Raw genomic sequence first — 20,516 nt, 5'->3', positions numbered from 1 at the left:
GCGGCTGACCGCCCGCCGCCGGGATCAGCCGAACACGGTTTTCAGGTTCATGAATTCGTGGAGGCCGTAGGGACCGAGCTCCCGCCCGTGACCCGACCGTTTCACCCCGCCGAACGGCGCCTCCGGCGAAGAAGCGAGCATCCGGTTCACCGCCGTCATCCCCGCTTCGATATCGCGGACGAAGCGTGCCTGTTCGTCGGTGTCGTTGGTCCATACCGACGATCCCAGCCCGAACGGCACGTCGTTGGCCAGCGCGATCGCGGCGTCGATGTCGTCGGCGCGGAACACCATGGCGATCGGGCCGAACACCTCTTCCTGCGCGACCGGGTGGTCGACGGGGACGTCGACGACGACCCCGGCGGACATGAACGCGCCGCGCCCCGGCAGCGCCTCGCCGCCCAGCAGCAGGCGCCCGCCTGCGGCCTTCAGCTGCTCGATCTGGTCCAGCACGGTGTCGCGCTGCTCGATGCTGGACAGCGGCCCCATGTCGGTGGCGGGGTCCATCGGGTCGCCGGTGGTGACCGCGCGCATTGCCGCGCAGAAGCGGTCGAGGAAGGCGTCGTACACGTCGGCGTGGACGATCATCCGCTTGGCGCAGATGCACGACTGGCCCGTGTTCTGCACCCGCGCCTTTGCCGCAACCTGTGCGGCCTGGTCGAGGTCGGCGGACGGCATGACGATGAACGGGTCCGAGCCGCCCAGTTCCAGCACCACCTTCTTGAGCGCACGGCCAGCCGATTCGGCGACCTTCATCCCCGCCCCCTCGCTGCCGGTCAGCGTCACCGCGACGATGCGCGGGTCGGCGATCAGCGCATCGACCTTGTCGGCGCGGATCGGCAGGTTCTGGAACACGCCCGCGGGCGCGCCGGCGGCGATGATCGCCTCCTCGATCGCGGCGGCGCACCCTTGCGTCAGCGAGGCATGCTTGAGCAGCCCGACATTGCCCGCCAGCAATGTGGGTGCGACGAAGCGCACCACCTGCCAGTACGGGAAATTCCACGGCATCACCGCCAGCACCGGCCCCTGCGGCAGGTAATGGGTGGTGGCCGGGCCGGCGGCGGTCTGGATCGTCACCGGCTCCAGCATCGCCGGGCCATTCTGCGCATAATGGCGGAAGCCCGCGGCGCATTTCTCGACCTCGGCGATCGCGGAGGCGAGCGTCTTGCCCATTTCGCGCGTGGCGATTTCCGCCAGGCGGCGCTTGTCCGCCTCGAACCGTTCGGCGATCCGTTCGAGCAGCGCGGCGCGCTCGGTCAGGGGGACGCGCCGCCACTGGCGATAGGCATCGTGCGCGCGGGCGATGCGCGCCTCCAGCTCGTCGGTGGTCAGTTCGGCGAAGGTGGCGCCGGGCGTGCCGGTCGCGGGGTCGATGCTCTGGAACATGGTGGCGGTCAACGTATCACGCCGTGCGAGGTTCAGCGAGACGGCAACAGTTTCGCGCCGCCGTTCTTGACCCCCGGGGCGGCCCCGTCGCATAGCGGGGCGATGGAGCAGGACATCGAGACGCTGTCGTTCGAAGCGGGCTTGCGCGAACTCGAGGAGATCGTGGGGCGGCTGGAATCCGGCGATACTCCGCTGGAAGAGGCGATCCGCCTGTACGAGCGCGGCAGCGCGCTGCGCCAGCGGTGCGCCGACCGGCTGGACGCGGCGCAGGCGCGGATCGAGGCGATCCGCCTGGGCGCCGACGGCAAGCCCGCCGGCACGCAGCCGTTCGCCGCCGGATGACCGTCGTTACCACCGCCAACCCGGCGCTGCACGCCGCGCTGAAGGAAGTCGCGGCCGAAATGGATCGCCGCTTCGACGCGTTGCTGAAGGTGCCCGACGATCCGCGCGCGCCGCTGTACCGCGCGATGCGCCATGCGACGATCGGCGGGGGCAAGCGGTTGCGCCCGTTGCTGGTGTTCGCCACGGCGCGGCTGTTCGAGGTGTCGCGCGATGCCGCGGGCCGCGTGGCGACCGCGCTGGAGGCGATCCACGTCTATTCTCTGATCCATGACGACCTGCCTGCGATGGACGACGACGACCTGCGTCACGGCAAGCCGACGGTGCACAAGGTGTTCGACGAGGCGACCGCGATCCTGGCGGGCGATTGCCTCCACGCGCTGGCGTTCGAGGTGCTGGCCGATCCGGCGACCCATGCCGATCCGTTCGTCCGTGCCGAACTGATCGCCGATCTGGCGCGCGCCTCCGGCCCGTCGGGCATGGCCGGGGGGCAGGCGATGGACCTGGCCGCCGACGGCGCGCACTTCGACCTGGGCACCGTCACCCGGCTGCAGCAGATGAAGACCGGCGCGCTGATCGGCGCGGCGGTGGAGGCGGGCGCGATCCTGGGTCGCGTGGTGCCCGAGGGGCGCGTCCACCTGCGCGGCTATGCCCACGACCTGGGGTTGGCGTTCCAGATCGTCGACGACCTGATGGACGTCGAGGGCGACGAGAAGCTGGCGGGCAAGAAACTGCGTAAGGACGGCGAACAGGGCAAGGAGACGTTCGTCTCGTTGCTGGGGATCGAGCGCGCGCGCCAGCAGTCGCGGCTGCTGGTCGACCAGGCGATCGACCATCTGCGCTCCTATGGCACCGAAGCCGACCTCCTGCGCGCGATCGCCCGCTACGTCGTGGAGCGCGACCGGTGACCGACGCGGCCGTCGCACGTGCGGCACGCCGACCCATCCCCTCCTGCTGGTGACGAGCATCATGACCGCATCCCCCCGCATCGGCGTCTACCCCGGCACCTTCGACCCGATCACTTTGGGTCACATGGACATCATCCGGCGCGGCGCGAAGCTGGTCGACCGGCTGGTGATCGGGGTGACCACCAACCCCAGCAAGTCGCCGATGTTCTCGCTCGACGAACGCATGGCGATGGTCCGCCGCGAGGTGGAGGCGATCGGCGGGGAAATCCATGTCGTCAGTTTCGACGCGCTGCTGATGAACTTCGCCGAGCGCGAGGGGGCGAGCATGATCGTGCGAGGGCTGCGCGCGGTCGCCGACTTCGAATACGAATATCAGATGGCGGGTATGAACCAGCAGCTGAACGACCGGATCGAGACGGTCTTCCTGATGGCCGACGTGGGGTTGCAGCCGATCGCGTCGAAGCTGGTGAAGGAGATCGCGATGTTCGGCGGCGATATCGCCAAGTTCGTCAGCCCCGACGTGTGCCGCGATGTCGTAGCGCGCGTCGATAAGATCGGCCGACGCGGCAGCTGACCGCCGCCCCCTTAGACCGAGCGCGGGCGCCATCCATTCAGTTTGGCGCAAGCCGGCTTTTGCTTTAGGACCGCGCGGGTTCCCGCTTCTCGAACGAAAGTCACGATGCGTCCGTTCGCTATCCTCGCCGCCCTTGTGGCCGCGTTCGTCACTCTTCCCGCCATTGCGCAGACCACCGCCGCCGTGGCGCCGGTAGCCCCGCCCGCGATCACCGACAAGAGCAACATCTGGGTGCTGGACCTGTCCACCGGCGGGCGGGTGGAGATACTCCTGCGCCCCGACGTCGCACCCAAGATGGTCGAGCGGGTGAAGACGCTGACCCGCCAGCATTTCTATGACGGGCTGGTGTTCCATCGCGTCATCGACGGTTTCATGGCGCAGGGCGGCGATCCGCGCGGCGACGGCACCGGCGGCAGCCAGCTGCCCGACCTGCCGGCCGAGTTCAACTCGCTCCCGCATGTGCGCGGCGCGGTCGCCGCGGCGCGGTCGGAGAAGGAGGACAGCGCGAACAGCCAGTTCTACATCGTCTTCCAGCCGCGCTTCCAGCTCGACCGGAAATATACGGTGTTCGGCCGCGTGCTGACCGGCATGCCCTATGTCGACGCGATCGAACGGGGCGAGCCGCCGGCGAATCCGTCGCGGGTGCTCCACGCCTATATCGCCAGTGACAATCCCCCCGCCTACGCCCCGCCGCCGCCCGCGATCACCGCACCCGCGACGCTGCCGACGCTGCCGGGCACGACGCCGAAGAAGGCCAAGCCGCCGGTCCGGGCCAGCACCCGCCCGCGCTGAGGCGCGCGACGACGATGCTGGTCGACCTGTTCGATTTCGCGCTGCCGCCCGAGCGGATCGCGCTGCGCCCCGCCGCGCCGCGCGATGCCGCGCGGATGCTGGTGCTGACGCCCGACGCGCTGGCTGACCGCATCGTGCGCGACCTGCCCGCGCAGCTGCGGCGCGGCGATCTGCTGGTGTTCAACGACACGCGCGTGATCCCGGCGCAGCTGGAGGGGACGCGCGGCGAGGCGCGGATCGGTGCGACGCTGCACAAGCGTGAAGGCCCGCGGCGCTGGCGCGCGTTCGTGCGCAACGCGCGGCGGCTGCGTGACGGCGACGTGATCGATTTCGGCGCCGGGGTCGCGGCGGCGGCGCGCGACCGGGCGGACGATGGCAGCTGGGCGCTGGAGTTCGCGGGCGACGAGCCGGTCGAGCTGCTGCTGGAGCGTGCCGGTCGGATGCCGCTGCCCCCCTATATTGCGGGCAAGCGCGCCACCGACGCGCGTGACGCCGACGATTACCAGACGATGTTCGCGAGCGAACCCGGCGCGGTGGCCGCGCCCACCGCGGCGCTGCATTTCACGCCGGAGCTGATGGCGGCGCTGGCGGCGGCGGGGATCGAGCATGCGACGCTGACGCTGCACGTCGGCGCGGGGACGTTCCTGCCGGTCAAGGCGGACGATACCGCCGACCACCGGATGCATGCCGAATGGGGGCGGATCGACCCCGCCACCGCCGACCGCCTCAACGCGGTGCGTGCCGCCGGCGGGCGCGTGATCGCAGTGGGCACCACCTCGCTACGGTTGATCGAGAGCGCCGCGGGCGAGGACAGCGTGATCCGCCCGTTCGAGGGCGACACCGCGATCTTCATCACGCCCGGTTACCGCTTCCGCGGCATCGACGGGCTGATGACCAATTTCCATTTGCCGCGCTCGACGCTGTTCATGCTGGTCTCGGCATTGATGGGTTTGGAGACGATGCAGGCAGCCTATGCGCATGCGATCGCGCAGGGATATCGCTTCTACAGCTACGGCGACGCATCGCTGCTGCTGCCCTGATCGCGCCCGGTCAGGCGGCGCAGCATTTCTTGTGTTTGCGGCCCGACCCGCACGGGCAGGGATCGTTGCGGCCCGGCTTTGCAGTGGTGCGGCGCGCATCGCTTTCGTCGCGCCATTGCGCGATCGCGTCAGCCCAAACGGGGATCATCGCGGGAACTTCCGCGTCCAGAGCCTGATAATCGCCGTCGGTCAGCTCGCCCGGATCGGCGGCATGACCGATCAGTCGGCTGAACCCGGCGAAGGCCGCGACCGCGGCCGGGTCGGTGGCCCGGCGCAGGCGGTTCCAGCCGTCGGGCGCCAATGTCATGGCGAGATCGAAACCGGCGATCCACGTCTCCCACAATGTCTCCCCGGTCCGCTCGTCATGATCGAGGATCGGGGAGACGGCGCCGGGTTCCTGCACCGCCAGCCACACGTCCTGGTAGTGGCGCGTCACCAGCGCGACGGCGCGGGCACGCTGCGCGGGGTCATCCATCGGCGGCTCGCCGCTCCACACGCGCGGCATCCAGCGCGCGGTGGGGACGGGATCGGGGCTGAGCGCGATGCCGGTGAGGAAGCCGTCCAGCTCCGGCAACAGCATGACGCCGTCGTCGTCGAGCCGGAGCAGCAGTTCCTCCAGTGCGGCGCGATCGTTCGCGCCGCCCGCGCCGACAGGGCCGGCGATCAGCGTGCGATCCCACCGGCCGCGAGCACCGCCAGCGTCACCAGTTCGCTGGCGGTCGCGGTCATCGCAGCGATCTGCACCGGCTTTTCCATGCCGACCAGCATCGGGCCGATCATCTGGTCCCCGCCCAGCTCGCGCAGCAGCTTGGCGGAGATATTGGCCGATTGCAGGCCCGGCATCACCAGCACATTGGCCGGTCCCGACAGGCGCGCGAACGGGTAGTTCGCCAGCTGGCGCGGGTTGAGCGCGACGTCGGGCGCCATTTCGCCCTCATATTCGAAGCCGACCTGCCGCTTGTCGAGCGCGGTCACCGCCTCGCGGATGTTGTCCAGCCACTGGCCCGACGGATTGCCGAAGGTGGAGTAGCTGAGGAAGGCGACGCGCGGTTCGTGGCCCATGCGGCGCGCGACCGCGGCGGTCTGTTCCGCGATGTCGGCCAGTTCCTCCGCCGTCGGGCGTTCGTTGACGGTGGTGTCGGCGATGAACACAGTGTGCGACTGGCCGACCATCACATGGATGCCGAAGGCGGTGCGGCCGGGCACCGGATCGATCACGCGCCGCACCTCGCGCATCGACTGCGCCCAGGGGCGGGTGACGCCGGTGATCATCGCATCGGCCTCGCCCAGCTGGAGCAGGACGGAGCCGAAGATGTTACGGTCCTGGTTGATCATCCGCTCGACCTCGCGGCGCAGGAATCCGCGGCGCTGGAGGCGGGCGTAGAGGAAATCGACCATCCGCGGCACCAGTGGCGACACGCGGCTATTGTGCAGTTCGTATTCTTCCGGATTGGCGATTCCGAGTTCGCGCAGCCGGTCGTACACGTCGTCGCGCCCGACCAGCACCGGCGTGCCATAGCCGCCTTCCTTGAAGGCGATCGCGGCGCGCAGCACCACTTCTTCCTCGCCCTCCGCGAACAGCACACGCTTGGGGTGCGCCTTGGCGCCTTCATAGGCGAGGCTGAGGACCGCGGTGGTCGGATTGAGCCGCGCGCGCAGCGCATCGCGATAGGCGGCCATGTCGAGGATCGGCTTGGTCGCGACACCCGAATCCATCGCCGCCTTCGCCACCGCGATCGACACCAGTTCCATCAGCCGCGGATCGAAGGGCGCGGGGATGATATATTCGGGGCCGAACGAATGCCGGACGCCATAGGCGGCGGCGACCTCTTCAGGCACGCGCTCACGCGCCAGTTCGGCGATCGCATTGGCGGCGGCGATCTTCATCGCATCGTTGATCCCCGTGGCGCGCACGTCCAGCGCACCGCGGAAGATGAACGGGAAGCCCAGCACGTTATTGACCTGGTTTGGATAGTCCGAGCGGCCGGTGGCGACGATCGCGTCGGGGCGCGCGGCCTTCGCCAGTTCGGGGCGGATTTCCGGTTCCGGGTTGGCCATCGCGAAAATGATCGGCGCGGGCGCCATGTCCTTGACCATTTCCGGCTTGAGCGCGCCGGCGGCGGACAGGCCCAGGAACACGTCGGCGCCGTTCAGCGCCTCGGTCAGGGTGCGGCGGTCGGTGCCGGCGGCATGCGCGGACTGCCACTGGTTCACGCCGTCGCGGCCCTGGTAGATCACGCCGGTGCGATCGCAGATCAGGACGTTGTCGTGACGCACGCCCATCGCCTTGATGAGTTCGGTGCAGGCGATCGCCGCCGCGCCGGCACCGTTCACGACGACCTTCACGTCCTCCAGCTTGCGCCCCGTCAGCAAACAGGCATTGATGAGCCCGGCGGCGCAGATGATCGCGGTGCCGTGCTGGTCGTCGTGGAAGACCGGGATGTTCATCCGCTCGCGCAGCGTCTGCTCGATGATGAAACATTCGGGCGCCTTGATATCCTCAAGGTTGATACCCCCGAAGCTCGGTTCCAGCAGCGCGACCGCGTTGACGAAGGCGTCGACATCCTCGGTCGCGACCTCCAGGTCGATCGAATCGACGTCGGCAAACCGCTTGAACAGGACCGCCTTGCCCTCCATCACCGGCTTGGAGGCGAGCGCGCCCAGATTGCCCATGCCTAGGATCGCGGTGCCGTTAGAGATGACCGCGACGAGATTGCCCTTGGCCGTATAGTCATAGGCGGTCGCCGGATCGTCGGCGATCGCGCGTACCGGCACGGCGACGCCGGGCGAGTAGGCGAGCGCCAGATCGCGCTGCGTCGCCATCGGTTTGGACGCGACGATCTCGATCTTGCCCGGGCGCCCTTCCGAATGGAACAGCAGCGCCTCGCGCTCGGAAAACTGGATGTTGCGGTCCTCGGTGGCGGTGCGCTCGTCGGTCATGTCCTGCCCTTAGGGAAAGCGGCGGGAAATGGGAACGGTCGGGATGCAAGCCGATACGATCAGGCAACAAATTCTCGCGGTCCGGCGACCCTCCGCCGTCAGGCGTCGGCCAGTTCGTCCATCGCGACCATTTCGGCGATCGCCGGCGCCATCGGCGCCTGCCCCAGCCGGCGGATGTCGAGCGCGGTGACGCCGACCAACGCCACATCGCCGAAACGCCGGTCGCCGGTTTCGACGACGATCCCGTCATAGGTCTGGCGCAGCATCGGCCACGCGACCTCCCGCCCCGACACCCGTCGCCCGCGGGTGTGCACCAGCGCGATCCGCGCGTCCGACAGCAGCACCAGTGCGGCGCGTCCATCGGCGGAGATTACCGCATCGACCGCCTGCGTCCCCGGCAGCGCGTCCAGCGCGGCGTCCAGCGCCTCGTCGATCGTGCGCATCATGCGATCGGGTCGACCGATCCCCAGCAACGCCGCAAGCCCCATCGTCGCGCCCTCAGCCCTGCCGCTGCGCCACTGCGTCCATCAGCGGGCGCAGGCCGGAAATGTCATAGCCCGCGCCGGCCGCCTTGGCGGTCAGCGTGTCGGGATCCTCGCCCAGCCCGGCGCCGGCCAGCGCCCACAGGTTGCACGAGCGCGTCCCCGAGCGACAGTAGGCGAGCACCGGCCCCCCCGCATCCTCCAGCGCGGCGATCATCGCCTGTACCTGCGGAAAGGAGAAGCCCGCGTGCGTCACGGGGATCGCGGTGTACGACAGCCCGGCGGCCTCGGCCGCGGCGCGGATCGCGTCGCCGTCCGGCTGGCCCGCTTCCTCCCCGTCGGGGCGGTTGTTGACGATCGCGACATAACCCGCCGCAGCGATGGCGGGGAGGTCGTCAGGACGGATTTGCGGCGCGACCGCGATCATGGGGTCGATGGTTCGGAGCATGCGGCGACCGTAAACCAGCCGAATCGACATTACGAGTGGTCGGCGATCACTTTCAGGAAGGCATCGCCGTAGGCGTCCAGCTTACGCTGTCCCACGCCGGTAATCCGGCCCAGCGCAGCGGGCGTGGCGGGGCGCATCGCCGCCATGTCGCGCAGCACCGAATCATGGAAGATGACATAGGGCGGCACGCCCTGTTCCTTCGCCAGATCGCGGCGGCAGGCGCGCAACGCCTCGAACAGCGGATCGTCGACCGGATTGGCATCCGCACCGCCGCCCGCGCCGCGCCGCCGCCGCTCGCGCTTGGGCGGCTCGACCAGCGGCAGCGTCGCCTCGCCCTTCAGCAGCGCCCGCGCGGCAGGGCCGAATTCCAGACCACCGTGCGGATTGGTGCGCAGCGCGTCCTTCAGCAGCAGCGCGCGCGCCACCGGCTTGAGCAGCCGCAGCTCCTCCGCGGTGACGATGTTCCATACCGACAGCGCCTCATGCCCGTTCATCAGGCTGCGCTCGGTCGACTGGCCGGTCAGCACCTGCTCGATATAGCCCGCCCCGAACATCTGCCCGGTGCGGAACACCGCCGACAGATATTTCTGCGCCACCTGCGTCGCGTCGATCGCGGCGGGCGGGTTCAGGCAATTGTCGCAATTGCCGCAGGTTTCGGACGGATGCTCGCCGAAATGGCGCAGCAGGATCGCGCGGCGGCACCCCGCGGTCTCGACCAGCGCGCCCAGCGACGTCAGCCGCGCTCGCTCTCCCGGCTGGCGCGCGGGTTCCACCTCGGCGATCCGCTGGCGCGCGCGCGCAAAATCCTCCGCGCCCCAGAACAGATGCGCGACCGCCGGGTCGCCGTCGCGCCCCGCGCGGCCGGTTTCCTGGTAATAGGCCTCGATCGACTTGGGCAGGCCGGCGTGCGCGACGAAGCGGACGTCGGGCTTGTCGATCCCCATGCCGAACGCGATCGTGGCGCAGATCACCATATCCTCGGATTCGACGAAGGCGGCCTGGTTGGCGGCGCGCACCGATGCGTCGAGTCCGGCGTGATAGACGCGCACCGGGCGGCCGGTACGCGCGAGCGATTCGGCCATCTTCTCGGTTCCGGCGCGCGACTGGACATAGACGATGCCGGGGCCGGGGGTGCGTGCGATCAGGTCCGCGATCTGGCGCGGCGTATTGTCGCGCGCGGTGATCGTATAGCGGATGTTCGGCCGGTCGAATCCGGCGACGATCATCCCGTCATGCGGGATGCCGAGCTGTTCGAGGACGTCGGCACGGGTATGTTCGTCGGCGGTGGCGGTCAGTGCCAGCCGGGGGACGTCCGGGAACTGGTCCAGCAGCGGGCGGAGCAGGCGATAATCGGGGCGGAAATCATGCCCCCATTCGCTGACGCAATGCGCCTCGTCGATCGCGAACAGCGCGATGCGCCCGCGGTCCAGCAACTCGCGGAAGTCGCCGGTAGAGGCGCGTTCGGGCGCGACGTAGAGCAGATCCAGATCGCCGTCGAGGAAGCGCCCGCGCGTCTCGGCGCGATTCTCGTCCACGCTGGTCAGCGTCGCGGCGCGCAACCCCACCGCCTGCGCCGCGCGTAACTGGTCGTGCATCAGCGCGATCAGCGGGCTGACGACGACGCACGTGCCCTCCAACATCGCGGAGGGCAGCTGGTAGCATAGCGACTTGCCCGCGCCTGTCGGCATCACCGCCAGCGTCCGCTGCCCGGCGAGCACGCGCGCGACCACCTGCTCCTGCACGCCGCGAAACGCGGGGAAGCCGAAGATGCGGTGAAGCGCGGCGACGGGATCGCTGATGGCGGCCATCGCGGCGTCATCTAGGGCGGGGAGCGCCGGGGGACAACCGCCGTCGCCGATGACGTCGCCGATGACGTCGCCGATGACGTCGCCGATGAGATGGCGGGGAGGGGGGGTGGAACGCACGGGCGCGCGGCGCGTAGGGCGCTTCATATTCCCGTCAGGAGCAACGCATGTCCCCGCGTCCCAATCTGGCCCTGTTCACCTTCGGCGCTGCGGCCGCCCTGTCGGCGTGCGAACGCCGGGTGGAGGGCGATGGCGCGAACGCGGTCGCGCCGATGGTCGCCGCCCCCGCGGCCAAGGGGGTGGACGCGCCGGTGCCGGCCGAGGCAGGACCGAACTGATGACCCAGGTGCACGACAACCGTTCCGAACAGGAATTCGAGATCACCGTTGACGGCCACCGCGCCGTCGCCGCCTATCAGCTGGAGGGCGATACGATCGTCTTCACCCACACCTTGGTGCCCGCCGCGATCGAGGGGCGGGGCGTGGCATCGAAGCTGATCCGCAGCGCGCTGGACAGCGCCCGCGACCGCGGGCTGAAGGTGGTGCCGCAATGCCGCTTCGTGCGTGCCTATATCGACAAGCATCCCGAGGTTCAGGATCTGCTGGCGTAGGTTTGGTTTGCGTTCCGGCGAACGCCGGAACCCAGCGCGCCGCGCGACGACCGATGGCGGCGCGCGCAACACCGGGCTCCTGCGTTCGCACGAGCACAGAAGCGCCGGTTACGGGTTGATGCGATTCCCGTTGGCATCGAGGCCGAGCCCATTGAGCAGCGGCGCGACTTCCGGATCCTTGCCATAGAAGGCGCGGAACATCGTCGCATAATCCTCGGTATGGCCCTTCGACAGGATCATGTCGCGGAACCGCTGACCATTGGTGCGGGTAAGACCGCCGTTCTTCTCGAACCAGGAATAGGCGTTCTCGTCCAGCATCTTGGTCCATTGATAGGCGTAATAGCCGGCCGAATAGCCGTTGCCCCAGATGTGCAGGAAATAGCTGGAGCGGTAGCGCGGCGGTACGTCGTTGGTGTCGAGGCCGGACGCCGCCAGCGCCTTGGCCTCGAACGCATCGGCATCCTGCCGCGGGGCGTCGGCGGGCAGCGAATGCCAGCTCATGTCGAGTTGCGACGCGGCGAGCGCCTCGCCGAAGCTATAGCCCGAATTGAACGTGCCGGCGCGCTTGATCTTGTCGACCAGCGCCGCCGGGATCGGCTTGCCGGTGCGATAGTCGACCGCGTAGTGCGCCAGCACCTTCGGATCGAGCGCCCAATGCTCGTTGAACTGCGATGGGAATTCGACGAAATCCCGCGCGGTGTTGGTGCCCGATACGCTGGGATAGACCTGGTTCGCGAACAGGCCGTGCAGCGCGTGGCCGAATTCGTGGAACATCGTCGTCACGTCATCGAAGGTGATGAGCGCGGGCTGCCCCGCCGCCGGCTTGGTGAAATTGCCGACATTGTAGATGACGGGCTTCGTGCCCAGCAGCTTCGACTGGTTGACGAAGTTCGACATCCACGCGCCGCCGTTCTTGTTGTCGCGCTTCCAATAGTCGAAATACATCAGGCCGAGCGGTCGGCCGTCCTCCTCGAACACCTCGTACACCGATACGTCGGGGTGCCAGACGGGCAGGTCGGTGCGCTTCTTGAAGGTGAGGCCGTACAGCTGGTTGGCGGCATAGAAGACGCCGTCGTTCAGCACCTTGTCGATCTCGAAATAGGGCTTCAGTTCGTCCTGGTTGAGGTCGTACTTCGCCTTGCGCAGCTTCTCGGAATAGAAATCCCAGTCCCACGGCTTCAGCTCGAAATTGCCGCCCTCGGCCCTGATCTGCGCCTGCAGCTCTCCGGCTTCGCGCTTCTGCTCGACCGCCACCGGCGCGGCGATCTGGCGGATGAACGACAGCGCGGTCGCCGGATTCTTCGCCATCTGGTCGGCCAGCTTGTAGTCGGCCCAGCTGGCGAAGCCGAGCAGCTTGGCCTTTTGCGCGCGCAGTTGCGCGATCTGTGCGATCGTCTGGCGCGTGTCATTGGCGTCGCCCTTTTCGGCGCGGGTCCAGCTGGCGTTGAACAGCGCCTCGCGTGTCGCCCGGTCGGTCAGCGTCGCCAGCAGCGGCTGCTGCGTGGTGTTCTGCAGCGACAGAACGTATTTGCCCGGCAGCCCGCGCGCGGTCGCGTCGGTGGCCGCGGCGGCGATCTCCGCATCGGACAGGCCGGCCAGCTTCGCCTTGTCGTCCACCACCAGCGCGCCCGCCTTTGCCGCAGCGAGCAGCCGCTGCTTGAAGCTGGTTTCCAGCGTGGACAGCTGGCCGTTGATCGTGCGCAGCGTCTGCTGGTCGGGAGCCGACAGCTGCGCGCCCGCGCGGACCATGTCCTGATAGGTTTCGCTGAGCACCATCGCCTGTTCCGGCGTCAATCCCAGCGTGGCGCGCCGGTCGTACAGCGTCTTCACCCGCGCGAACAGCTTCGCGTCGAGGTTGATCGCGTCGCTGTGCGCCGCCATCAGCGGGGCCAGTTCCTCCTCGGCCTTCTGCAGGACGTCGTTGGTGTTGGCGCCGTTGACGCCGTCGAAGGCGTTGTTGGCGCGTTCCAGCAGCCGGCCCGACCGTTCCAGCGCGGCGATCGTATTGTCGAACGTTGGCGCTGCGGGATCGGCGGCGATGCGCGCGATCTCGGCTCGCTGCTCGGCCATGCCCGCCTTGATAGCGGGCAGATAGTCGGTGTCCTTGATCCGGTCGAACGGCGGCGCCTGGAACGGCAGCGTGCTGGGCGTGGCGAAGGGGTTGGTCGCGGGCAGCGTCTGCGCCGACACGGCGGTGGTGGTCATCAACGCCGCGGTGGCGGCGGCAAGCAGCGAGCGCATTCGAACTCCTCGTGATCGCGAATATATGTCAGGCAGATGCACCGACCCGAACGATGCGGCAAGGCTGCTGTCGTACCGCTGAACGAAGCGGCGCGGTGCCCGGTCATGCGGCCGCGCTTTCCTGCGCTGCTTCCTCGCTGCTTTCGGCGGCCTGGCGCGCCCACATCTCGGCATAGAGGCCGCCGTGCGCCAGCAGCTCGGCATGGCTACCGCGTTCGACGACGCGGCCGGCCTCCAGCACGACGATCTGGTCGGCGTGAACGATCGTCGACAGCCGGTGCGCGATCACCACGGTGGTGCGGCCGCGCTCGATCGCTTCCAGCGTTTCCATGATCTCGGCCTCGGTGCGGCTGTCGAGTGCGCTGGTCGCCTCGTCCAGGATCAGGATCGGCGGGTTCTTCAGCAACGTGCGCGCGATCGCGACGCGCTGCTTCTCGCCGCCCGACAGCTTCAGCCCACGCTCGCCGACGCGGGTGGCATAGCCCTCGGGCTGGCGCTCGATGAAGCCGGATATCGCCGCGCCACGCGCCGCCGCGGCGATATCGGCCTCGCTTGCGCCTTCACGGCCATAGGCGATGTTGTAGCCGATCGTGTCATTGAACAGCACTGTGTCCTGCGGGACGATACCGATCGCGGCGCGCAGCGAATCCTGCGTGACGGCGCGGATGTCCTGCCCGTCGATGGTGATCCGGCCCGAACCGATGTCGTAGAAACGGTACAGCAACCGCGCGAGCGTGGACTTGCCCGCGCCCGATGGGCCGACCACCGCCAGCGTCGTGCCCGGTGGCACGTCCAGGTCGATGCCCTTCAGGATCGGTTGCCCGGCATCGTAACCGAATTCGACCGCCTCGAACCGCACATGCCCGCGCGCCACCGCCAGCGGCGGCGCACCCGGCGCGTCGACCACCTCCGACGGCGTGTCGATCAGGTCGAACATCGCGCCCATGTCGATCACCCCCTGCCGCACAGTGCGATAGACCATGCCGAGCAGGTCGAGCGGGCGGAACAATTGAGCCAGCAATGTCGACACCAGCACGACATTGCCCGCGGTGAAGCGCCCCTGGTTCCACCCCCATGCGACCCACGCCATCCCGGCACCCAGCATCGCATTGGTGATCAGCGCCTGGCCGATGTTGAGCCACGCCAGGCTGTTCTCGCTCTTCACCGCGGCCTGCGCATAGGCGCGCATCGCACGGTCGTAGCGTTGCGCCTCGCGCTCCTCGGCGCCGAAATATTTCACCGTCTCGAAATTGAGCAGCGAATCAACCGCATGCGCGACCGCGCCGGTATCGAGGTCGTTCATCTTCTCGCGCAGGCTCGACCGCCAGTCGGTGACGACGCGCGTAAACCAGATGTAGACGACCACCATCACGATCGTCGCCGCGACCAGCGGCCAGCCGAACTTCACCTGGAAGATGCCCAGCACCAGTACCAGTTCCAGCACCGTCGGCGCGATGTTGAACAGCAGGAAGTACAGCATCGTGTCGATGCTCTTGGTGCCGCGCTCCACCACCTTGGTCACCGCGCCGGTGCGCCGTTCCAGATGGAAGCGCAGCGACAGCCGGTGCAGGTGGCGGAACACGCGCGCCGCCAGCCGCCGCGTCGCTTCCTGTCCGACGCGCTCGAACACGGTATTGCGCAGATTGTCGAACAGGGTGGTGCCGAACCGCGCGGCGGCATAGCCGACGACCAGCAGCACGATCAGCGACACCGGCGTCGTCGCCACCCCCATGCCGTCGACCGCGCCCTGCAACGCGAAGGGCGCGCCATAGACCTGCACCAGCTTCGACAGGACGACGAGCGCCATCGCGCCCACCACCCGCCGCCGCATCCCCGGCGCGTCGCTGGGCCACAGATCGGGAAGGAAACGGCGCAGCGTCGGCAGCAGGGGGCGCTCGGCGCCGGAACGGATCATCGTGTCGGGGGGCATCGCGGTGACATGTCGTCTTCGTGATGCGCTGCGTCAACCGCGCGGGCGACAGCGGGAACGGTGCGGCGAATCGAGCGTTTTCAGCGGTGTAGGGAGGCGGCGATGGAACCGGTATTCTTCGTTCTGGCGATCATGGGCTGCGGCGACGGGGTAACCGACTGCGCGCAGGCGCGAATCGAGCCGGCGCACTACGCCACCATCCAGCAATGCCAGGCGGCGATGCCCGCTGCATTGGCGCGCAACACCGACGTGGATTATCCGGTCGTCAGCGCCGCGTGTCGCCGCAACGGCCCGCAGATGGTCGATCGCGGCGTCGTGCGGAAACCCAGCTGAGCATCACGCGCGTCGCGCCGTGACGAAATAGTCGAGCGCCGTCGATCCGCCCAGCGCGAACCCCTTGGTCCCGAGCGTCAGGCCGGTGACGTCGGTGACCTCCAGCCCCGCATCGGCGATCATCGCGGTCAATTCGTCGGGGGTGAGGAACCTGTCCCAATCATGCGTGCCGCGCGGAATGTGGCCGAGCCGTTCGGCGGCCTCCACCAGCGCGACCCGGCTCAGCCATGTGCGGTTGGGCGTGCTCATCACCAGCAATCCGCCCGGCGCCACCGCCGCCGCCAGTGCCGCCACGAAGGCGTTCGGATCGGCGACATGCTCAACCACTTCCATCGAGGTGACGAGGTCGAACGCCTCCCCCGCCACCGCCTCGACCCCGCCGGCGCGATAGTCGATCGCCAGCCCGCGCCCTTCGGCGTGGAGCCGCGCCACCGCGATGCTTTCCGCGGCGGCATCGACCGCGGTCACCGCCGCGCCCATCCGCGCCAGCGGCTCCGCCAGCAGCCCCGCGCCGCACCCCATGTCGAGCGCGCGGCGCCCCGCCAGCGGGGTGAAGCCGGCGTCGTCCAGATCCCAATGCCGGTCGATCGCGCCGCGCAAATAGCGCAGCCGGACCGGGTTGAGCCGGTGGAGCATCGCCGACGATCCCTTGGGGTCCCACCATTCCTGCGCCAGCTGGCCGAAATGCGCCGCCTCCGCCGCGACGATCGACGAGTGCGGAGTGGTTACGGTTGTTACGCTTGCGTCGGTCATGCGTGCTTCCTATCAGGACGCCCCTTCTATCCCAAGGCGTTTGGACAGGCTGTGGCGCGCATCGTCATGAAATTCGGCGGCACCTCGATGGCGGGGATCGAGCGGATTCGCTCGGTCGCCGCGCGGGTGAAACGCGAGGTGGCGGCGGGCAACCAGGTGGCGGTGGTCGTCTCGGCGATGGCGGGTGAGACCGATCGGCTGGTCGGTTTCTGCCGCGAAGCCTCGCCGCTGTACGATCCGCGCGAATATGACGTCGTCGTCGCCTCCGGCGAGCAGGTGACCAGCGGGCTGCTGGCGATCGCGCTGCAGGCGATCGGCGTGCCGGCGCGGTCGTGGCTGGGGTGGCAATTGCCGATCCATACCGACGATGCCTTTGCCAAGGCGCGGATCGGTGAGATCGACACCGACGCGCTCGACGCAAGTCTGGCGGCGGGCGAGGTGGCGGTGATCCCGGGGTTCCAGGGCGTCACCGACGACGGCCGCATCACCACGCTGGGTCGCGGCGGATCGGACACGTCGGCGGTGGCGATGGCGGCGGCGATGAAGGCCGACCGCTGCGACATCTACACCGACGTCGATGGCGTCTATACCACCGACCCGCGCATCGTGCCGCGCGCGCGCAAGCTCGCCAAGGTGACCTATGAGGAGATGCTGGAACTGGCCAGCGTCGGGGCCAAGGTGCTCCAGACGCGCTCGGTCGGTCTGGCGATGAAGAAGCACGTCCGCGTGCAGGTGCTGTCGTCCTTCACGGGTGACGACGCACCGATGGCGGACACGCTGCCCGGAACGATGATCGTGGGCGAAGAGGAGATTACCGAAGTGGAACGCCAGCTGATCACCGGCATCGCGCACGACAAGAACGAGGCGAAGATCACGCTGACCGCGGTGCCCGACAAGCCCGGCTCGGTCGCGGCGATCTTCGAACCGCTCGCCGCGGCCAACATCAACGTCGACATGATCATCCAGAATATCGCGCACCAGAGCGCGGGATCGGCGAGCGCGACGGACGTGACCTTCACCGTCCCCGCCGCCGATCTGGCGCGATCGATCGAGGCGCTGAACCAGGCGCGCGGCGCGATCGGCTTCGCCGATCTGGTCCACGACACGCGCGTCGCGAAGGTCAGCGTCGTCGGCGTGGGGATGCGCAGCCATGCGGGCGTCGCCAGCACGATGTTCACGACGCTGGGCGCGCGTGGGATCAACATCCAGGCGATCTCCACCAGCGAGATCAAGGTCAGCGTGCTGATCCACGAGGACGAGACCGAACTGGCGGTGCGCGTGCTGCACACCGCCTATGGGCTGGATGCCGAGGAAGCGGCGTAAGGAACGCGCGTCATCCCGGCACAGGCCGGGATCTCGTGCGGCAGGCGTATCGCCGATCGATGAAGGCCCCAGCCTGCGCTGGTGCGCTACGCTGCAGGCGCTTCGCTCGCCACCTGCGCGTCGGGGATGCGCGTCGCCTCCGCCTGGAAGCCCAGCGTCGCGCGGCCGTGCGCGACGCCCGCGATATCGGCGACCAGATACAGCGGACGCCGCTTCGCCTCGATATACAGTCGCCCGAGATATTCGCCGATCATCCCCAGCACGAACATCTGGATCGCGCTGAGCACCACCACGACCAGCATCGTCGAGGTCCAGCCCTGTACCCGCCCGCCGCTGAAATAGCCGAAGCCGATGTAGAAGAGCAGCAGCAGCGAACAGCCCGCCAGGATCACCGACAGATGGCTGGCCCAGCGCAACGGCGCGGTGGAAAAGCCGGTGACCGCGTCGAGCGCGAGACGGATCATCTTGGCGAGCGGATAGTGAGTCTCGCCCGCGTGCCGTTCCGCGCGGTCATAGGGGAAGGGAACCTGGCGGAAACCGACCCATGCCACCATCCCGCGGATGAAGCGCGCCTGTTCGGGCAGCGCCAGCAGCGCGTCGAGCGCGCGGCGCGTCATCAGGCGGAAATCACCGGTGTCGAGCGGGATCGGCGTGTCGGTGACGCGGTCGAGCACACGGTAGAAGGCGGCGGCGGTTGCTTTCTTGAACCACGTCTCCCCGGCGCGCTGGCGGCGGACGGCATAGACGACGTCGGCGCCGTCGCGCGCCATCACTGCGCGCATCTCGGTCAGCAGTTCGGGCGGGTCCTGCAGATCGGCGTCGATGATGAGGATTTGCTGCCCGGAACACAGATCCAGCCCGGCGGTGAGCGCGAGCTGGTGGCCATGGTTGCGCGACAGGTTGATCGCCACGACGTGGCAGTCGGCGGTCGCCAGCGCCTGCATCACCGCCCAGCTGTCGTCGCGCGAGCCGTCGTTGACGAGCACGATCTCATGATCCGCGCCGACCGCCGCGAAGGCGGCGGCGGACACGCGGGCATGGAGAAGCGGCAACGTGGCTTCTTCGTTGTAGCAGGGAATGACGACCGAGAGCGCGGGGCGGTGCATGGTGGCGCCGCGCTTTAGCGGCGGATCAGCCCGACGTCACGACCTTTACCAACATTCCGGGACGAAGCGTGGCATCCGCGTCCAGCCCGTTGAGCGTCAGGAAGCGGTCGCGCTGGAGCGTCGGATAGGCCATCTGGCGCGAGAACGTGTCGATCGTATCGCCGTTCTTCACCGTCAGGATGCGGATTCGCTTGCCCTTTATCGCCGATGCGTCCGCGGTGGAGAGCGGCGCAATGCTGGCGACCAGCGGCTGCAACGCGCCCGTTCCGGCGCCCGCCGGCGTCACGATCGTCCAGTAATTGGTCGCATCGGGAAAGCGATAGGCGACGATCGTCGCGTCGACCGCGCGCCCATTTGCGGCGGCGCGCAGGGTGGACACGGCATAGGAAAGGCCGTTGGCGGAGCCGGTGCGCACATCATCGGGCACGGACGTCGCGCCGAGCGAGCGAAAACGCGACGCGATGAAGGCGGGCAGATCACCGGTCGCGGCAGCGGTGCGCAGCTGCGCCTGACCGCCATTGCCCGCGACGGTGACCGCCTGCGTCCCGTTCGCGATCGTATATCCGGGCGGCGCGGTGAAGCGCAGCCGCAGCCCCGGATGGCGGAACGTCTGCCCCTCGATCACGCCCTCGCGCGGGTCATCGTCATAGCGCAGCCCGTCAAGGCGGCGCAGGAACGCCACGTCCTGCAGCGGTTCGACGTCGGGGCGCCCGGTCGCCGCGGCCAGCCGCGCGGCGCGGCGGATGCGGTCGATGCTGTTGGGGTGGGTGGAGGCCCAGGTCGGCACCGCATTGGCATCGCGTCCCGCGACCCGCGCCTGGAGCGTGGTGGCGGCATTGAGCTGCGCCAGCATGTCGGCGGCGGCATAGGGATCGTAGCCCGCGGCGGTGATGTACTTCACCCCCAGCGAATCGGCGGCATATTCCTGATCGCGGCCGTATTTGAGGGTGTACAGCCCGGCCGCCTGCTGCGCCCCCGCGCCGACCAGCTGGCCGACCGCGCCATTGCCCGCCACCGCGCCGACGATGCCGGCCAGCACGCCCGCGATCGTCCCCGTCTTCTGCCGGCCGGCGGAATGGCGCGCGGCGACGTGCCCGACCTCATGCCCCATCACCGAGGCCAGTTCGGCCTCCGAATTCATCAGCGCGAGCAGCTGGCGCGTGACGTAGATATAGCCGCCGGGGATCGCGAAGGCGTTTTCGACCGGCGAGTTGAGCAATGCGACGGTGAAATCGCCTGCCGCGTTCGACAGCCCGGACTGCACCGCCACCCGTTTGCCGACCTGTTCGACATAGGCGGCCTGCGGCCCGTCATAGCGGCCGCCGAATTCGGCCAGCAGCTGCGGATTGGCTTGCGCGCCCTGCGCCTTGTCCGAGGCGGAGATGCTGCGCACCGCGTTCGACTGCGCAAGCGCGGGCGCCGCGGTAGCGGCGAGCGCGGCGGCGATGGTGACGTGGCGCAACATGGATCAGCGTCCTCCCGTTTTCCCGCACAATGCCCGATCCGGCA

Annotated in this window: 20 protein-coding genes; 9 read left to right on the top strand and 11 right to left on the bottom strand. The window is 68.7% G+C overall.

All coding sequences use genetic code 11. The features are described 5' to 3' along the window. Positions 1-24 precede the first annotated feature (24 nt). On the bottom strand, positions 25-1,383 hold the full coding sequence (locus AX685_RS10910) for an NAD-dependent succinate-semialdehyde dehydrogenase (protein WP_066488538.1): 1,359 nt from the start codon (positions 1,381-1,383) through the stop codon (positions 25-27). Between the two features lie 102 nt (positions 1,384-1,485). On the opposite strand from AX685_RS10910, the gene AX685_RS10905 reads away from it, so the two are divergent. From AX685_RS10905 to queA, 5 genes are all read left to right on the top strand, one after another. After that, entirely contained in the window at positions 1,486-1,725 is a 240-nt protein-coding gene (locus tag AX685_RS10905) for an exodeoxyribonuclease VII small subunit (RefSeq protein WP_066488537.1), read from the top strand. Next, positions 1,722-2,630, top strand: a complete 909-nt coding sequence (locus AX685_RS10900; RefSeq protein WP_066488535.1) for a polyprenyl synthetase family protein — start codon at positions 1,722-1,724, stop codon at positions 2,628-2,630. Before AX685_RS10905 ends, AX685_RS10900 begins: the two co-directional genes overlap by 4 nt. 61 nt (positions 2,631-2,691) lie before the next feature. Beyond that, positions 2,692-3,204 (top strand): pantetheine-phosphate adenylyltransferase, encoded by a 513-nt coding sequence (gene coaD, locus AX685_RS10895; RefSeq protein ID WP_066488533.1) that lies wholly within the window; start codon positions 2,692-2,694, stop codon positions 3,202-3,204. A 105-nt stretch (positions 3,205-3,309) separates the two neighbouring features. Next, positions 3,310-3,996: a peptidylprolyl isomerase gene (locus AX685_RS10890; protein ID WP_066488530.1), complete on the top strand. Its 687-nt coding sequence runs from the start codon at positions 3,310-3,312 to the stop codon at positions 3,994-3,996. A 14-nt stretch (positions 3,997-4,010) separates the two neighbouring features. After that, positions 4,011-5,036: a tRNA preQ1(34) S-adenosylmethionine ribosyltransferase-isomerase QueA gene (queA, locus tag AX685_RS10885; protein WP_066488528.1), complete on the top strand. Its 1,026-nt coding sequence runs from the start codon at positions 4,011-4,013 to the stop codon at positions 5,034-5,036. Positions 5,037-5,046: 10 nt separating this feature from the next. Here queA and AX685_RS10880 read toward each other — a convergent pair whose 3' ends face one another. From AX685_RS10880 to recQ, 5 genes are all read right to left on the bottom strand, one after another. Next, positions 5,047-5,646 (bottom strand): UPF0149 family protein, encoded by a 600-nt coding sequence (locus AX685_RS10880; protein WP_269450483.1) that lies wholly within the window; start codon positions 5,644-5,646, stop codon positions 5,047-5,049. A 53-nt stretch (positions 5,647-5,699) separates the two neighbouring features. Beyond that, positions 5,700-7,976 carry an NADP-dependent malic enzyme gene (locus AX685_RS10875; RefSeq protein ID WP_066488524.1) on the bottom strand — a complete coding sequence of 759 codons (2,277 nt, stop codon included), beginning with the start codon at positions 7,974-7,976 and terminating at the stop codon, positions 5,700-5,702. Positions 7,977-8,074: 98 nt separating this feature from the next. Next, positions 8,075-8,464, bottom strand: a complete 390-nt coding sequence (locus tag AX685_RS10870) for a hypothetical protein (protein WP_156445769.1) — start codon at positions 8,462-8,464, stop codon at positions 8,075-8,077. 10 nt (positions 8,465-8,474) lie between these two features. Further along, on the bottom strand, positions 8,475-8,906 hold the full coding sequence (locus AX685_RS10865) for a TIGR01244 family sulfur transferase (protein ID WP_066488545.1): 432 nt from the start codon (positions 8,904-8,906) through the stop codon (positions 8,475-8,477). 29 nt (positions 8,907-8,935) lie between these two features. Next, positions 8,936-10,714: a DNA helicase RecQ gene (gene recQ, locus AX685_RS10860; RefSeq protein ID WP_066488542.1), complete on the bottom strand. Its 1,779-nt coding sequence runs from the start codon at positions 10,712-10,714 to the stop codon at positions 8,936-8,938. Between the two features lie 164 nt (positions 10,715-10,878). On the opposite strand from recQ, the gene AX685_RS21610 reads away from it, so the two are divergent. Both AX685_RS21610 and AX685_RS10855 read left to right on the top strand, forming a co-directional pair. After that, a complete protein-coding gene (locus tag AX685_RS21610) occupies positions 10,879-11,049 on the top strand; it encodes a hypothetical protein (protein WP_156445768.1) in 171 nt (56 codons plus the stop codon). After that, on the top strand, positions 11,049-11,321 hold the full coding sequence (locus AX685_RS10855) for a GNAT family N-acetyltransferase (protein WP_066488514.1): 273 nt from the start codon (positions 11,049-11,051) through the stop codon (positions 11,319-11,321). Before AX685_RS21610 ends, AX685_RS10855 begins: the two co-directional genes overlap by 1 nt. A gap of 108 nt (positions 11,322-11,429) precedes the next feature. On the opposite strand, the gene AX685_RS10850 is transcribed toward AX685_RS10855, so the two are convergent. Beyond that, positions 11,430-13,562: a M3 family metallopeptidase gene (locus AX685_RS10850; RefSeq protein WP_066488512.1), complete on the bottom strand. Its 2,133-nt coding sequence runs from the start codon at positions 13,560-13,562 to the stop codon at positions 11,430-11,432. A gap of 103 nt (positions 13,563-13,665) precedes the next feature. Continuing rightward, positions 13,666-15,492 carry an ABCB family ABC transporter ATP-binding protein/permease gene (locus AX685_RS10845; protein WP_066488510.1) on the bottom strand — a complete coding sequence of 609 codons (1,827 nt, stop codon included), beginning with the start codon at positions 15,490-15,492 and terminating at the stop codon, positions 13,666-13,668. Positions 15,493-15,594: 102 nt separating this feature from the next. On the opposite strand from AX685_RS10845, the gene AX685_RS10840 reads away from it, so the two are divergent. Further along, positions 15,595-15,825, top strand: coding sequence for a hypothetical protein (locus AX685_RS10840; protein WP_066488503.1), 231 nt, complete (start codon positions 15,595-15,597; stop codon positions 15,823-15,825). 3 nt (positions 15,826-15,828) lie between these two features. Here AX685_RS10840 and ubiG read toward each other — a convergent pair whose 3' ends face one another. Continuing rightward, the gene (ubiG, locus tag AX685_RS10835) at positions 15,829-16,578 is read right to left on the bottom strand and encodes a bifunctional 2-polyprenyl-6-hydroxyphenol methylase/3-demethylubiquinol 3-O-methyltransferase UbiG (RefSeq protein ID WP_066488501.1); all 750 of its coding nucleotides are present in this window, start codon (positions 16,576-16,578) and stop codon (positions 15,829-15,831) included. A gap of 51 nt (positions 16,579-16,629) precedes the next feature. Between ubiG and AX685_RS10830 the strand changes: the two genes are divergently transcribed. After that, positions 16,630-17,901, top strand: a complete 1,272-nt coding sequence (locus AX685_RS10830; RefSeq protein WP_066488494.1) for an aspartate kinase — start codon at positions 16,630-16,632, stop codon at positions 17,899-17,901. Positions 17,902-17,987: 86 nt separating this feature from the next. On the opposite strand, the gene AX685_RS10825 is transcribed toward AX685_RS10830, so the two are convergent. Further along, positions 17,988-19,007, bottom strand: coding sequence for a glycosyltransferase family 2 protein (locus AX685_RS10825; RefSeq protein WP_066488491.1), 1,020 nt, complete (start codon positions 19,005-19,007; stop codon positions 17,988-17,990). A 25-nt stretch (positions 19,008-19,032) separates the two neighbouring features. Further along, complete coding sequence (locus tag AX685_RS10820; protein ID WP_066488490.1) at positions 19,033-20,472, bottom strand: M48 family metalloprotease; 1,440 nt, start codon at positions 20,470-20,472, stop codon at positions 19,033-19,035. Positions 20,473-20,516: the final 44 nt, after the last annotated feature.

This window comes from Sphingomonas sp. CCH9-F2, from assembly GCF_001556735.1.
In the GTDB taxonomy this organism is placed as follows: Bacteria; Pseudomonadota; Alphaproteobacteria; order Sphingomonadales; family Sphingomonadaceae; genus Sphingomonas; species Sphingomonas ginsenosidimutans.
Note: the sequence above shows the minus strand (reverse complement) of the source record. Positions and strands in the feature narration are given on the sequence as shown.